General features: G+C 64.4%; 14 protein-coding genes. 10 read left to right on the top strand and 4 right to left on the bottom strand.

Features of this window, described 5'->3' with window-relative positions; translation table 11 throughout:
- Positions 1-4 precede the first annotated feature (4 nt).
- A complete protein-coding gene (locus tag ABDB81_RS21230; protein ID WP_346813438.1) occupies positions 5-1,006 on the top strand; it encodes an aldo/keto reductase in 1,002 nt (333 codons plus the stop codon).
- A 22-nt stretch (positions 1,007-1,028) separates the two neighbouring features.
- On the opposite strand, the gene ABDB81_RS21225 is transcribed toward ABDB81_RS21230, so the two are convergent.
- The gene (locus ABDB81_RS21225; protein ID WP_137924739.1) at positions 1,029-1,463 is read right to left on the bottom strand and encodes a nuclear transport factor 2 family protein; all 435 of its coding nucleotides are present in this window, start codon (positions 1,461-1,463) and stop codon (positions 1,029-1,031) included.
- A gap of 227 nt (positions 1,464-1,690) precedes the next feature.
- Here ABDB81_RS21225 and ABDB81_RS21220 point away from each other — a divergent pair, with 227 nt between their 5' ends.
- The 6 genes from ABDB81_RS21220 to ABDB81_RS21195 all read left to right on the top strand — a co-directional run bounded on the left by ABDB81_RS21220 (position 1,691) and on the right by ABDB81_RS21195 (position 8,144).
- A complete protein-coding gene (locus ABDB81_RS21220; RefSeq protein WP_346813436.1) occupies positions 1,691-3,235 on the top strand; it encodes a hypothetical protein in 1,545 nt (514 codons plus the stop codon).
- Positions 3,232-3,702 carry a GtrA family protein gene (locus tag ABDB81_RS21215; protein WP_137924732.1) on the top strand — a complete coding sequence of 157 codons (471 nt, stop codon included), beginning with the start codon at positions 3,232-3,234 and terminating at the stop codon, positions 3,700-3,702. The genes ABDB81_RS21220 and ABDB81_RS21215 overlap by 4 nt, the downstream gene beginning before the upstream one ends.
- A complete protein-coding gene (locus tag ABDB81_RS21210) occupies positions 3,699-5,126 on the top strand; it encodes a UbiA family prenyltransferase (RefSeq protein ID WP_160472374.1) in 1,428 nt (475 codons plus the stop codon). Before ABDB81_RS21215 ends, ABDB81_RS21210 begins: the two co-directional genes overlap by 4 nt.
- Positions 5,123-6,457 carry an FAD-binding oxidoreductase gene (locus ABDB81_RS21205; RefSeq protein ID WP_346813433.1) on the top strand — a complete coding sequence of 445 codons (1,335 nt, stop codon included), beginning with the start codon at positions 5,123-5,125 and terminating at the stop codon, positions 6,455-6,457. Before ABDB81_RS21210 ends, ABDB81_RS21205 begins: the two co-directional genes overlap by 4 nt.
- Positions 6,454-7,191, top strand: a complete 738-nt coding sequence (locus ABDB81_RS21200; protein WP_160472371.1) for an SDR family oxidoreductase — start codon at positions 6,454-6,456, stop codon at positions 7,189-7,191. The genes ABDB81_RS21205 and ABDB81_RS21200 overlap by 4 nt, the downstream gene beginning before the upstream one ends.
- 410 nt (positions 7,192-7,601) lie before the next feature.
- Positions 7,602-8,144: a cupin domain-containing protein gene (locus ABDB81_RS21195; protein WP_137924728.1), complete on the top strand. Its 543-nt coding sequence runs from the start codon at positions 7,602-7,604 to the stop codon at positions 8,142-8,144.
- Positions 8,145-8,155: 11 nt separating this feature from the next.
- On the opposite strand, the gene ampC is transcribed toward ABDB81_RS21195, so the two are convergent.
- The gene (ampC, locus tag ABDB81_RS21190) at positions 8,156-9,352 is read right to left on the bottom strand and encodes a class C beta-lactamase (RefSeq protein WP_346813431.1); all 1,197 of its coding nucleotides are present in this window, start codon (positions 9,350-9,352) and stop codon (positions 8,156-8,158) included.
- 124 nt (positions 9,353-9,476) lie between these two features.
- Here ampC and ABDB81_RS21185 point away from each other — a divergent pair, with 124 nt between their 5' ends.
- Positions 9,477-11,222, top strand: coding sequence for a Na/Pi symporter (locus ABDB81_RS21185; RefSeq protein WP_137924705.1), 1,746 nt, complete (start codon positions 9,477-9,479; stop codon positions 11,220-11,222).
- The gene (locus ABDB81_RS21180) at positions 11,219-11,641 is read left to right on the top strand and encodes a VOC family protein (RefSeq protein WP_346813429.1); all 423 of its coding nucleotides are present in this window, start codon (positions 11,219-11,221) and stop codon (positions 11,639-11,641) included. The genes ABDB81_RS21185 and ABDB81_RS21180 overlap by 4 nt, the downstream gene beginning before the upstream one ends.
- 6 nt (positions 11,642-11,647) lie before the next feature.
- Here ABDB81_RS21180 and ABDB81_RS21175 read toward each other — a convergent pair whose 3' ends face one another.
- Complete coding sequence (locus tag ABDB81_RS21175) at positions 11,648-12,010, bottom strand: glyoxalase superfamily protein (RefSeq protein ID WP_160472340.1); 363 nt, start codon at positions 12,008-12,010, stop codon at positions 11,648-11,650.
- Positions 12,011-12,177: 167 nt separating this feature from the next.
- On the opposite strand from ABDB81_RS21175, the gene ABDB81_RS21170 reads away from it, so the two are divergent.
- The gene (locus ABDB81_RS21170; RefSeq protein WP_137924702.1) at positions 12,178-13,341 is read left to right on the top strand and encodes an AAA family ATPase; all 1,164 of its coding nucleotides are present in this window, start codon (positions 12,178-12,180) and stop codon (positions 13,339-13,341) included.
- Between the two features lie 29 nt (positions 13,342-13,370).
- Here the strand turns inward: ABDB81_RS21170 and ABDB81_RS21165 are convergent.
- Positions 13,371-13,652: hypothetical protein (locus ABDB81_RS21165; protein WP_346813476.1), on the bottom strand; the 282-nt coding region annotated here is incomplete at its 5' end.

Here is a 13,652-nt window from a genome sequence, read left to right as displayed (position 1 = left end):
TTGCATGAGCCGGCTGGGATTCGGATGCGGCGCCATGCTCGGTCGGGTTGGCCGCGCGCAAGCACTGCGCGCTCTGGAATTGGCGTTCGATAACGGCATCACCCATTTCGATGTGGCGCGTTCCTACGGATTCGGGGAAGCGGAGATGCTGCTGGGCAGGTTCCTGCGCGGCAAGCACGATGCCGTGACCATCACGACGAAGTTCGGCATCGTGCCGCCTCGCAATGCATCGGGGCTGGGCCTTGCCAAGTCCGCCGCGCGTACCGTGTTGTCGCACCTGCCGGGAGGCCGCCGGCTGGCGCGGGTCGCGGCGCGCAAGATGCTGGCGCATCGCGACTATTCGCCGGCCTATGCCCGCGCATGCCTGGATACGTCATTGCGCGACCTCGGCGTGGAGCGCGTGGACAACTATCTCGTCCATGATCCCGCCGAGGCGGACCTGACCGATGAACTGCTGCAGTTTCTGGAAGAGGCGCGCCGCGCGGGCAAGATCGACCGCTGGGGCATCGCCACGGATCATCATCCGGTACTGTCGAGCCCCGCTGCGGCGCATGCCCAGGCGCTGCTCTATGAAGGCAACCTGAACGTGCTCGACGCGCTATGCAAGGCCCCCGACGCCGCCGGCCGCCCGGTATTCCTGGCGCGGCCGTTCGGCGGCGGAGGCGGCGCCGTCCAAGGGGCGGTCATGCGCCCGCCTATCTATCACGTACTGCAGACACTCGGCCTGACGCCGGTGGATGACAGTACGCTGGCCATGTATTTCGCACTGAGTCACGCCGGGCGAACCGGCATGGTCGTCACATCCATGTTCACCGAGGCGCATCTGCGGCAGAACCTGGCGCTGGTCAGCCAGTTCGAGGCGCTGGGCGAACGCGGCCACTGGATCGCGCCGGCCATCCTCCAGGCCGTATGCCCGCCTGACTGCTCCCGCGACCGCGCCCGCAACGCGCTGGCCACCGCACTGAGCGTGGCGGCCACGGTGCCCGTGACGATGCTGCTCGACTAGATGCTGGCCAACTTCTGCCCGGTCAGCCCTGCCCTTTCAGCACGGCCTGCTGACCGCTCAGCTTCGCACCCATGGCCTCGGCCAGCGCGTGCAGGCCGGACATCGGCCGCACCATCACCTCGAATTCCTCGATCTTCCCGGCATCGTCGAAACGCAGCATGTCGATGCCCTTCAGCGCCTTGCCATCGATGGTGGCACTGAACTCCAGCACAAGGCTTTTGCCGTCCTCAGTAGCAAACATGCGGTGATACGTGAAATCGCGGAACACGGTGTTCACGGTCTTCAGCACCAGCTTGATGGCTTCGCGCCCCGGATAGGCCGTATGCGCCACCGGCGAGCGGAACACGATCCTGTCCGAGAGCAGCGGGTCCAGCTCCTCCATGGCATTGCGCTTGAGCAGGTCATGCCACACGGCAAGCGTGGATTGCGCGGCGGGAATCAGGCCAGGTACATGCATGCGTCTCTCCTTGATATGGGTTTTCTTATCCATCTTTATGCAACTGGTTGCATAAAAATGGATGGTAGCCGGTTCCTGCGAAAACCGCCAGTCGGGCTCGCCCAAACGTGCGCACAGGCAGTGGGTGCGCTATCCAACAGACCCTCCGAAGGCACCGCCAGATACTGCGCTGGTCTGCCCGGGGTCTTTGTTGCCCGGCTGCCTGACGCCTCAAGGAGAGAGCCGACGTGCTGCCCAACGCCAATGCGAACGATGCCGTAGCTGCCCACGTGGTCAGGCCCCGTCTGCCCGCGCATGGGTTGGCATGGGCGTTCCCGGTGGGTTACGTGCTGCTGTGGGTGCTCTATGGTGCCGTGGCCTGGCTGTCCTACGGCTACGACGACGAATTCTCGAACATCCTGCAAGTGGAGCGCCACGGCTTTGGCGTGGTGGCGCTGATGCAGACGCAGGATGTCCATCCGCCCGGCTCGTACTTCATCAACTGGCTGTTCCACAGCGTCACGGGCGATTGGTCGCTGGTGCGGCTGGCCACGGCTTTGCTGACTGTGGCGTCGCTGGTCTACGCCACCGAGGCTATCCGCCAGCGCCACGGCGAGCGCGCGGCGGGGCTGCTCTTCGTGCTGCTGTGCCTGAACCCCGCCATCCTGATGTGGTGCACGGGGTTGCGGTGGTACGCCTACTTCGTACCTGTGCTGATCTGGCTCAGCATCACGCCGCGCCGCGATGGCTGGCGCTACTGGGCCAAGTGCTTCGGCGGACTGGTGGTGCTCGGCTACATCGGCTATGCGGTGTTTGTCGTGGCGCTGCCGGTGTTGCTGCTCTACTGGGCGGGCTCGCAGCAAACGGTGCGACAGAAACTCGCGGGCATCTTCTGGGGCGGGCTGATCGGCGCCCTGCTCTATGCCTACCAGTTCCATGTGTTCCTGACCGTCCATCTGCTGTCGAAGGATTCGCAGGTCACGTCGATGGCCAGCAACTTCATGGGCTTTGCCATCGCACAGGTGTCCAATCAGGGCGTGTTCCCGATATCACTGCCCGCCGTGCTGTCGGCGCTGGGCCTGGCGGGCATGGTGATCTTCGCGGTGCAGGGCAACCCGGCGAACCTGCGCGACCGATACCTGCATGCCTACGGCATCGGCGCGGTAGCGACCATCGCGCTCGGCATCGCCGGCAAATGGCGCAACCTCGTGATCATCTCGCCATGGCAGGCGCTATGGCTGGCCACGCTGGACGTGCCGCAGCGCCGCATGCGCGCGTTCCTGTGGAGTTTTGCGCTGCTGGCCGTGGCCAATCTCTGGGGCGTCTACAACGTGGCGACGCATCAGGACACCACCAAGAACAGTTGGGACCTGCGCATCGGGCCGGTGCTGGCCGATCTGGCGCGCGAACGTGACGCCTGCAATGACGACCTGGTCATCGTGGCGCACGATCCGGCGCTGAGCTGGCATGTGGATCATGCGGGCTTTGTGCAACTGGGGCCGTTTTCGCGCCAACACCTGCCGGCAGCCACGCTCGATGCGCCGCACCGCTGCGTGGTGGTGGTGCGCAGTTTTGCGGGGCACCTTGGCGACGACGAGTACGCGCGCATGGTCACTCAGCTCGGCACGCTTGGCACCGCCGAAGGCACACCGCGCCAGTATGGCCGCGATGGGTTCTTCCGCATCAAGCAGCGGCTTGACGCGCGCTATCCCGAATACCAGTTCGAGATCACCACGTACCGCAACGTGAACAGCGTGGCGGGCCTCACCGCATGGCAGCCGCTGACACCATGAACGAGACCACCCTGGAACCCAGCGGCGCGCGCATCGCCACCACGTATGCGGTGCTGGCCGCCATTGCTATCGTCGTGAACATCGGTGCGCAGGACGCCTTCCTTCAGGTGTACGACGGCGACTACGCAGCGCTGCTGTCCGTGGCCGTGGGCACTGCCGTGGGGCTGGTGGTCAAGTACGTACTCGACAAGCGCTACATCTTCGATTTCCAGGCCGACAACGCCGCGCACGACGCGCGAACCTTCGTGCTCTACACCGTCATGGGGCTGGCCACCACTGCCATTTTCTGGGCGTTCGAATTCGGTTTCGACTACGTGTTCGGCACGCTCGCCATGCGCTACCTGGGCGGCGTACTGGGTCTGACGCTGGGCTACTACACCAAGTATCAGCTCGACAAGCGCTACGTGTTCCGGCGCGCCGATACCGAGTCATCTGAACTACCCCTTCGCATGGGAGAAGGACAATGAGCCACGCCGCCGTTCCGCTATGCGTCGATCTCGACGGCACGCTGATCCACGGAGACCTGCTCATGGAGACCTGCGTGGCGCTGCTGCGCAAGAATCCGCTCTACCTCTTCCTGCTGCCGTGGTGGCTGTTCCGGGGCGGCAAGGCACACCTCAAGGCGCAGATTGCCAGTCGTGTGCTGCTCAACCATGCGGTACTGCCTTTTCATCGCGAATTCGTGCAGTGGCTGACCGACGAGAAACGAGACGGCCGGCAGATCTGGCTCTGCACCGCATCGAACCAGCGGCTGGCCGAGGCCGTGGCCACGCACCTGCAACTGTTCGACGGCGTGCTGGCCAGCACCGACACACTGAACCTCTCCGGCAAGCAGAAGGCAGACATGCTCGTGGCCAAGTTCGGCTCGCGCGCCTTCGACTATTGCGGCAACGATCGCGTGGACCTGCACGTCTGGTCCGTCAGCCGTGGCGGCGTGGTGGTCAACGGCCACGGCAATCTGGAAGCGCGCGCACGCAAGGTGACCGAGGTCTATCGCACTTTCGGCTCGCCCGGCCACCATGCCCGCGCCGTGTGGAAGCTGCTGCGTCCGCACCAATGGGCCAAGAACGTGCTGTTACTGGTGCCACTGCTGGCCGCGCATCGTGGGCTCGATCCCACGGCACTGGGTCACGCGGCGCTCGGTCTGCTGGCGTTCTGCCTGTGTGCGTCGTCGGTCTACGTGCTCAACGACATGCTCGATGTCGAAGCCGACCGCCAGCATCCGCGCAAGGCATTGCGACCATTCGCCAGCGGCGCGCTGCCGCTCAAGGCTGGCTTTGTGCTGATTCCGCTGCTGCTGTTCGCCACGGCGGGCATTGCCATGCTGCTACCGCTCAAGTTCGGCCTCGTGCTCGCCGCGTACTACCTGCTGACGCTCGGCTATACGCTCGGCATCAAGCAGTTGGTGATTGTGGATGTGCTGTGCCTGGCCGGTCTTTACACGATTCGCATCGTGGCCGGTGCCGCCGCCGTGGACGTGCCGCTGTCCCTGTGGCTGCTGCTGTTCTCACTGTTCCTGTTCCTGAGCCTGGCGCTGGTCAAGCGCTTTGCCGAACTGCAGGTGATGAAAGGCGAAGGCAAGCTTGAAGCGGCGGGACGTGGATATCGGCTCGACGATCTGGCGCTGCTGGAGAGCCTGGGCACCGGTGCCGGCTATATGTGCGTACTGGTGCTGGCGCTCTACATCAACAACCCTGTGGTGGAGGTCCTGTATCGCCAGCCGCAGGTGCTGTGGGCGCTGTGTCCGCTGATGCTGTACTGGATCACGCGCGTCTGGGTAGTTTCGCATCGCGGCCAGATGCATGACGATCCGGTGATGTTCGCGCTGCGCGACCGCGCCAGCGTGGTCATTGGCGTGCTGGCAGCGGTGGTGGTCTGGGCCGCGACATGATGCAGCAGACGGTCTATGCCTGGGGACACACGACGCCAAGCGATAGCGAGGTGCGCGCACTGCCCAGCCGCTTCGACACCCTGCCACCCGTGCCCGAAGGCCAGACCATGCTGCCATTCGGCAACGGGCGCAGCTATGGCGACAGTTGCCTGAACCCGGGCGGCACGCTGCTCTCCACGCGCTACCTCGACCATTTCATGGCATTCGATCCGGCGACCGGCGTGCTGCGCTGCGAAGCCGGCGTGTTGCTGGCCGATATCCTGCGCGTAGCCGTGCCGCAGCACTGGTTCCTGCCCGTGACGCCGGGCACGCGATTCGTCACCGTGGGCGGCGCCATTGCCAACGACGTGCACGGCAAGAACCACCTCAGCCACGGCACCTTCGGTCGCCACGTGCGGACGCTGGTGCTGCGCCGCTCCGATGGCACGCTGCTGCAATGCTCCCCCACGGAGAATGCCGACTGGTTCGCCGCGACGATTGGCGGCCTCGGGCTGACCGGCCTGGTGCTATGGGCCGAGATTCAGTTGCGCCCCATCGCTTCGCCGTGGGTGGCGGAGACTACCGAGCGCTTCGGCAATCTCGACGAATTCTTCGCGCTGTGCCGCGGCGCCGACGACGAATATACGGTGGCATGGATCGATTGCGCGGGCGGCACACGCCGTGTTGGGCGTGGACTGTTCACGCGCGCGCATCACGCCGAGTCGGGCGCCGAGCCAGCCGGTCAGCATCGCACGGCGTCGCGCAGCATGCCCTTCACCCCGCCGTTGTCGCTGGTCAATCGGATCAGCGTCACCGCCTTCAACACGATGCATTTCCACCGCGCCAGCCGCACACCGGCCAGCAGGCTGGAGCATTGCGAAACGTTCTTCTATCCGCTCGATCACATCCTGCAGTGGCATCGCATGTATGGACCGAAAGGCTTCTTTCAGTACCAGTGCGTGATTCCGCCAGAGGATGCGCCGCGTGTATTGCAGACACTGCTGACCGAAATCGGACGCAGCCGTGCGGCGTCGTTCCTGGGTGTGCTGAAACAGTTTGGGCCGCTGGTGTCGCCGGGCTTGCTGTCGTTTCCGCGTCCGGGCTTCACACTGGCTTTGGATTTTCCGAATGCAGGGCACGCGGTGCATGCACTGTTCGAACGGCTCGACGCCATCGTGATCGGCGCGGGCGGCCGGCTGTATCCAGCCAAAGACGGACGCATGAGCGGCGCGTGCTTCCGCGCAGGCTTTCCGCAGTGGGAAGCACTGGCACCGTATCTCGATCCGGCGTTTTCGTCGGGCTTCTGGCGACGCGTCACGGATGGGCCATCCCATCGGGAGTTGGAAACATGAAGAAGACCTTGATCATCGGTGCAACGTCGGCCATTGCCGAAGCCACCGCCCGACGCATGGCCCAGCGCGGCGACGCGCTGTTCCTCGTGGGCCGCAGCGCCCCACGCCTGCAGACCATGGTGGACGACCTGCGCGCCCGTGGCGCCAAGCAAGTGCATATGGCCGTGATGGACGCCAACGACTTCCACGCTCATGACGCGATCCTCCGCGCGGCCGACACGGCCCTGGACGGCATCGACACCGTGCTGATCTCGCACGGCACGTTATCCGATCAAGCCGCGTGCGCGCAGTCGGTTGACCTGACCATGGCCGAGCTTCGCACCAACGCGTTGTCCGTGGTGGCCATGCTGACATTGATCGCCAACCTGTTCGAACGCCGCCGCGCCGGCACCATCGCCGTCATCTCGTCCGTCGCCGGCGAGCGCGGCCGGCAAAGCAATTACGTGTACGGCAGCGCCAAGGCCATGGTCACGGCCTTCATGTCCGGCCTGCGCCAGCGACTCGCCAAGGCAGGCGTGTCCGTGGTCACGATCAAGCCGGGTTTCGTCGATACACCGATGACCAGCGCATTCCGCAAAGGCGCACTCTGGATCAGCCCAGATGCAGCCGCCGGCCACATCGTCAACGCCATCGACAGCGGCGTGGCCGTGGCCTATGTGCCCGGTTTCTGGCGATACATCATGCTGATCATCCGCGCGATCCCCGACGTGGTGTTTCGACGCCTCGCACTTTAAATTTAGTGGGGCTAATGCCTTGTTGTCTGTTAGATCATGCAATGATGCAAAGCCGCCAAATCCCCGCAAACCGTTGGCACGACTAGGCATTCCGCAGGGCAGCTCAATTTCGCCAAACCTGTATAGAAAATGCTAGAAATGCAAAATCAGACAAACTCCTACAGCCGCATGCTGCGACGCACCCTACGATGCATCACAGGACCTTGACCCGTCCTGTATGACAACTCCCCCTGCAGCCCGCCTGACCTCACCGCCAGGCGGGTTCTTTTTTTGGAAGTCGCACCGGGGTGCGATGCCTGTTCCTCGATGAACGTCCACTCTTTGTACGCCACCGCATATTTCCGCCGCGCCGCTTGGTGAACCATCGCTCTTATCCGACCACACCTGCATAGACGGGGGAGAGAGAAGCCATGGGAGACTTGCCCGAACAGCAGCGCCATGCCGGGACCTTCGGGAGTATTCGCGCCCTGCCCGATTCGCCGTGTCCGATCGAGGCATCGTGGATGCGCAGCGGGTCGCCCACCACGCGCTGCAACCTGCATTCGTCCACCGTCGACGGTTTTGCCTGGACCATGGTATGGGACTGCACGCGCAGCTCATTCGAGTGGCACTACGACATCGACGAGATCGTAGTCGTGCTCGAAGGCAGCGTGCGCGTGACTGACAGCCAGGGGGTGACGCACACGCTCGCGGTGGGCGATGTGGGGTATTTCCCGCAAGGTACGTCGTGGTTCTGGGAGGTGGATGACTACGTGCGCAAGGTGGCGTTCTGCCGCAACGAAGTGCCTCGGGGCGTGCGGCTGCCGATGCGGATCGTGCGCCGACTGGTGCGTGAGTTCCACGGCGCCAATCCCATCCGGGCCATTGCACGTATCGCAGGCGAATGCTGGCGGCGCGTGGTCGGTGTGAGCCGGACCACGGCCACGGTGATGCTGATGGGGATTCCGCTGTAGCCTGAGAAAACTTACCGGGCCGGCGTGGTCTGATCCAGCGCCTGCAAGATCCGATACGCACCCTCGATACGCGCCGGTACGGGCAGATTCCGGTTCGCCAGGATCACTACGCCAATCCGCCGCGCCGGGACGAACGCCACGTAGGTGCCAAACCCGTTTGTCGAACCCGTCTTGTTGAAGAGTGCCGAGGCCGGCTCAGGCTCGGGTGGCGCGATGCGCTGGACGGCGTGCGACTCCAGCACGATGCGCGCGTCGTTGCCGGCCTGCAGGTCCGATAGCGCCACGGGCCAGCCGTATCGCTCCCACCCCAGACCCTGCGTCATGCCACCAAGCCGGAAGTAGCCAGTGTGCGTAGCCACCAGTGCCCGCTGCAGCGTCTCGTCCTTCACCGTGCGGCCGTCGATATTGAGTTCCACAAAGCGGATCATGTCCGTGGCCGTGGTCTTGATGCCATAGGCCTGCGCATCGAACACGCCCGGCGTGACGCGCACCGGCTTGTTGTCCTTGCCGATGCCCCATGCGTAGTCGCCCATTCTCGCCTTGGGAACCTGCAGCCACGTATGGTGCAAACCCATTCCGCCGATGATCCGCTGCGTCATGATCTGGTCGAAAGGTTCGCCCATCGCTTTCGCGGCGAGGTGGCCGAACAGGCCGATGCTGACGTTGGAATAGCGGCGTTGCGTACCGGGCGCGGCCTCGGGTTGCCAGTGGCGCAGCCATTCGGTCATCTGGGCGAGATTGCCAGCTGCGGGCGGTGGCTGCAGCGGCAATCCTCCCGCCGTGTACGTGCCGAGTTCCAGCAGGCTGATGCCGTCGAACGCGCTGCCTGATGGCGCCGGAAGATACTTCACGGCGCTATCGTCGAGCGACAGCGCGCCGCGTGCCTGCGCGTACGCGCCGAGTGTGGCCGTGAACGTCTTGCTGACCGAGCCGATCTCGAAAATCGTGGCGTCCGTGACCGGCTGGCCCGACTGACGGGACGCCACGCCGAAGTTGAACACGCGATGCTTGCCATCCACCGTGACCGCTACCGCCATGCCGGGCACCTTGTACTCGGCCAGGATCGGGCGGATGGCGGCGTCCACGGCCTCCCGTACCGGATCGACCGAGGGTGCGGCGACGACACCCGCGCAGGCGGTCGACAAGGCCAGCGAAGCCAGGATCTGGCGAGACATCGAGCGCGATGGCAGCAGCGGAAGCGAGGGCATGGAACATTCCGATAGCCGCGAAACCCACGGCGGGATGGCATTGTATCTGTCCCCCTGCGCCGTACAATGGCTGCCTCGGCTGACATCCCAGTCGCATCTGGCGGGCTTGCCCGCGCCTGCATCCATGCCAAACGGTGACGCGCTGAACGTAATCGAAATGGGTGGCCTGCTCGTCGGTGGGCTGGCGTTGTTCCTGTACGGGCTCGAATGCATGACCGCCGGGCTCAAGGCGATTGCCGGCTCACGGCTTCAGTCGTTGCTCGGCACATTGACCGCCAGTCGCTGGCGGGGCGTGCTGGCCGGTGCCGGCATCACCGCGCTGCTCAATTCCTCCACGATCACCACGGTCCTGCTGGTCGGCTTTGTGTCGGCGGGGCTGCTCTCGCTGGCGCAATCGGTGCCGGTGATCATGGGCGCCAACATCGGCTCCACGCTGACTGCCCAGATCATCGCGTTCAACATCTCGGCCGTGACGCCGTTCCTGCTTGCGGGCGGCTTCGTCATGCAGGCGTTCGCCAGAAAGGAACTACTGCGCCAACTGGGTGGCGTGCTGCTCGGGCTGGGCCTGCTGTTCCTGGGGATCGAGTTCATGGGCGATGCCACGCGGCCGCTGCGCAACTACCAGCCGTTCATCGCCACGATGCAGGACATGCGCAACCCGGCCATCGGCATCCTGATTGGGGCGCTGTTCACGGCGGTCGTGCAAAGCTCGGCTGCCACACTGGCGATTGTCATCGCGCTCGGCAGCCAGGGGCTGATTCCGCTGGAGTCCGGCATCGCGCTGATCCTCGGCGCCAACGTGGGCACCTGCGGCACGGCGCTGCTGGCGGGCATCGGCAAGAATGCGGAAGCGACACAGGTGGGCATCGTCCACCTGCTGTTCAACGTGCTGGGCGTGTTGTTCTTCGCCTTTCTGATCCCGCAGTTTGCCGATCTGGTGCGCGCCATCTCCCCCAGTGCGCCCGAACTGACCGGCGCCGCGCGGCTGGCCGCCGAGACACCGCGCCAGGCGGCCAATGCCCACACCATCTTCAGCGTGTTTAGTACGGCGATCCTGATCTGGTTCGCGGGTCCGATCGGTCGGCTCGCGCAGCGTCTGGCGCCCGCATCGCCCAGGCCACTGCACGATCCGGGTGTGCCGCGCTACCTGGACGACGCGCTGCTGGCCACCCCGACGCTCGGCATTCCGCGTGTGCAGCTCGAACTTGGCAGCCTTGGCACTCAGGTGCGCGAACTGCTGGAGTGCAGCGCCCAGGTCGCGTTGAACGGCTCGGCACAGGACATCGTCACGCTGGCTGATCGCGACAACTCGGCCGAGGCGCTGAGCACGGCCATCCTGGCCTATATCGGCAGGTTGTCCGACGCAAACGAATCCGAAGACGAAAGTCGGCAACTGCTCGATCTGGCGCGTATCGGCGCCGGGCTCGACGCTATTCGCGAGGTGGCTACCACGAGCATGCTCGCACTGAGCCAGCGGCGCATGGCGCTGGGCGCGGATATCGAAGGCATGCGCAATGACCAGACCACGGCGTTCGCGAGGACGGTGCTCGGCTACTTTGATGAGACGCGCGATGCCATCGTGCATCCCGACGCCACGGCGGTGGGCCGCATCGTCGGCGCCAAGGCCGAAATCGAAGCACTGGCCGGTGCCGCACGTGAATCGATCGTAGCCGCACTGCCGCTACGCAGCGCCGAGGACGTCAGGAATTTCCGGCTGGCGAACGACATGCTGGAACACATGAACGAGGTGGCACGTTTGTCGCGTGCCGTCGCCAAGGCCACCACGAAACTGCGCGATGTGCGAATGGCCGAAGGTGCCGAGGCGACCCCTCCGCCAAATACGGCCCCTACCTTGCAGGAGATGCCATGAAACCGCGAATCACCGTACTGACATTGGGTGTGGCCGATCTCGACCGCGCCGTGGCGTTCTATCGCGATGGACTCGGACTGCCCACCGGAGGCGTCATCGGACGTGAGTTCGAACACGGCGCCGTGGCGTTCTTCGATCTTCAGCCGGGGCTGAAACTGGGACTCTGGCCGCGCAAGGATCTGGCCTGGGACACGGGGCTGCCTGCATCCGCACCCTGCCCGACCGGTTTCTCGATCGGGCACAACGTCGCGGACAAGGCCGAAGTGGATCTCGTGATGGCGCAGGCAAAGCAGGCCGGCGGCCACATCGTCAAACCGGCGCAGGACACCTTCTACGGCGGCTATGCCGGCTACTTCCAGGACCCTGACGGCAACCTGTGGGAGGTGGTCTGGAATCCGCAGATCCTGCCGGCTGACTGACCGCGCTTATTCCTTCGGCTGCGAGAAGCAGAGCCGGTTGCCGAACGGATCGGTCAGCCGCACCTGCCGCGCCCATTCCACATCCTCCACGCCGGGCTTGGCATGGCGGTAATCCTTGGCGATCAGTTCGCGCTGCAGCGCGTCGGCATCGTCGATAGGGATATAGGCGGCCGAGCCGGGGGTGGCGTCGCCGTAGTGTTCGCTCAGATGCAACGTCAGACCGGAGCGCGACACCTGCATGTACAGCGGGAAGTTCTCGCCGAAGGTGTGCTCCCAATCCACCTTGAAACCCAGGAAATCGATGTAGAACTCGCGCGCCTTCTCGACAGAGAAGATCCGCAGGATGGGGATGGCTGGCGACAGGTTCATGGCGAGGGCGACAAATTCAAGGAAAGTGCGTCGTATTGTGCCTGCACTCCATGCTTTCGCCGATGAGCCCGCCAAAAGTTATTGATGACGCACTAAAATCGGCTTTTACTTCGCTTTATGAAATCCCTATAATTATTGGAATTCAATAATTCACGATAAACCGGACGATGAGCGACATCTACCGCCGCCCTGAACTGGCGCGGCAAATGGCAAAACAGTTGCTGTTTCCGGGCGTGCTTGACGAGGGCCTGCGTTCGGGGCTGTTCCTCTCCGGCCTGCGCCGCATCGGCAAGACCACGTTCGTGATGAACGACCTGATCCCGGCGCTGGAGGAAATGGGCGCGCTGGTCATCTACGTCGATCTCTGGAGCGATACCCAACGCAGCCCTGCCGCCCTGATCCTTGCCGCGGTAAAGAAGGCGCTCGGCGAGCTGGAGTCGCCGACCAGCGCCATCACGCGCCGGCTCAGGCGACTGACCGGTGCGGATGTGGGCGCGCTGGGATTCAAGTTCGGTTTCAAGCTCGATAGCCTGGGCGATCCGGGCGGCGCCACGCTGGCGCAGGCACTGACCGAGGTGGTGGATCAGGCGCGCACGGATGTGGTCCTGATCGTCGACGAGGTGCAGCACGCCATCACCTCGGACGAAGGCAACCAGATGCTGCTGGCCCTGAAGGCGGCGCGCGATGCGATCAATCCCCGGCCCGATACGCCAGGACATTTCCTGTTCGTCGGCACCGGCTCGCACCGGGCACTCGTCGGCGAACTCACTGCGCGGCGCAACCAGGCGTTCAGCGGGGCCACGTCGGTGGCCTATCCCGTCCTCGACAAACGCTATGTCGATCACCTGCTGGAGCGGCTAGCCGCCGAAGGCGCCACCGCCCTGCCCTCGCCCGACGTGGCGATGAAAGCGTTCCAGACGCTGGGGCACCGACCCGAGGAAATGATCCGGGCGTTGCGGCAGTTGCACTTCCACCTGCCGGAAGGCAGCAACCCCGACGAATACCTGCCGGTCATCGCGAACACATTGCGTTCTGCGGCGGCCGATCTGGAGCTCGTCAAGCTGGAGCAACTGGGCGGGCTGGCTACCGCAATCTTTGACCGGATTGCCTCAGCGGAAGGCGATGCGCGCGGCCTGTTCTCCGCCGAAGCGGCGGTGGCGTATTCGAAGGCCATCGGCCGGGAGGTCAAGGTCGAAGAAGCCCAGCCGCTGGTCAATGAACTGATGGCCGGCAACCTCATCATGCGCAAGGGGCACGGGCTGTATGGGGTGACAGATCCGTTTGTGCAGGAGATGTGGAAGGAACGAAAGGCGTTGGAAGGCAAGCTCTGACCGCCTGCCTTCCAGCATTTACGCCCGCATCAGCACTCGCCCTTTTTCGCCTTGCCGGGCGGGCAGAACGATTCGTTTCCGTATCCGTCCACGCGGCAGTTGCCCTTCTTGGCCTGCCCCGGCGGACAGCCGGGACCACCGCCGCCTGGTTGATCGTAAGGCGCTACCACGCACCCGCCAAGCAGCACCGCGCATGCTGCCATCAGCAACGTTAGTTTTTTCATTGTGTTTCTCTTTGTTGTGTGAGGACGCGGCGAGGATAGCTTTAGTGATGGTTTGGGGCTGTAACGAAGTGAAAGGTGCGGGCGTTT

It is taken from the genome of Cupriavidus sp. DL-D2, assembly GCF_039710735.1.
Taxonomy (GTDB): Bacteria; Pseudomonadota; Gammaproteobacteria; order Burkholderiales; family Burkholderiaceae; genus Cupriavidus.
The sequence above is the reverse complement of the archived record's forward strand: the minus strand, read 5'-3'. Positions and strand labels throughout refer to the sequence as shown.

Bases quoted from the DNA above. Each gene is read 5' to 3' on its own strand.
- ABDB81_RS21230 (WP_346813438.1), top strand. From the start codon at position 5: ATGAGCCGGCTGGGATTCGGATGCGGCGCCATGCTCGGTCGGGTTGGC.
- ABDB81_RS21225 (WP_137924739.1), bottom strand. From the start codon at position 1,463: ATGCATGTACCTGGCCTGATTCCCGCCGCGCAATCCACGCTTGCCGTG.
- ABDB81_RS21215 (WP_137924732.1), top strand. From the start codon at position 3,232: ATGAACGAGACCACCCTGGAACCCAGCGGCGCGCGCATCGCCACCACG.
- ABDB81_RS21210 (WP_160472374.1), top strand. From the start codon at position 3,699: ATGAGCCACGCCGCCGTTCCGCTATGCGTCGATCTCGACGGCACGCTG.
- ABDB81_RS21205 (WP_346813433.1), top strand. From the start codon at position 5,123: ATGATGCAGCAGACGGTCTATGCCTGGGGACACACGACGCCAAGCGAT.
- ABDB81_RS21200 (WP_160472371.1), top strand. From the start codon at position 6,454: ATGAAGAAGACCTTGATCATCGGTGCAACGTCGGCCATTGCCGAAGCC.
- ABDB81_RS21195 (WP_137924728.1), top strand. From the start codon at position 7,602: ATGGGAGACTTGCCCGAACAGCAGCGCCATGCCGGGACCTTCGGGAGT.
- ampC (WP_346813431.1), bottom strand. From the start codon at position 9,352: ATGCCCTCGCTTCCGCTGCTGCCATCGCGCTCGATGTCTCGCCAGATC.
- ABDB81_RS21185 (WP_137924705.1), top strand. From the start codon at position 9,477: ATGCCAAACGGTGACGCGCTGAACGTAATCGAAATGGGTGGCCTGCTC.
- ABDB81_RS21180 (WP_346813429.1), top strand. From the start codon at position 11,219: ATGAAACCGCGAATCACCGTACTGACATTGGGTGTGGCCGATCTCGAC.
- ABDB81_RS21175 (WP_160472340.1), bottom strand. From the start codon at position 12,010: ATGAACCTGTCGCCAGCCATCCCCATCCTGCGGATCTTCTCTGTCGAG.
- ABDB81_RS21170 (WP_137924702.1), top strand. From the start codon at position 12,178: ATGAGCGACATCTACCGCCGCCCTGAACTGGCGCGGCAAATGGCAAAA.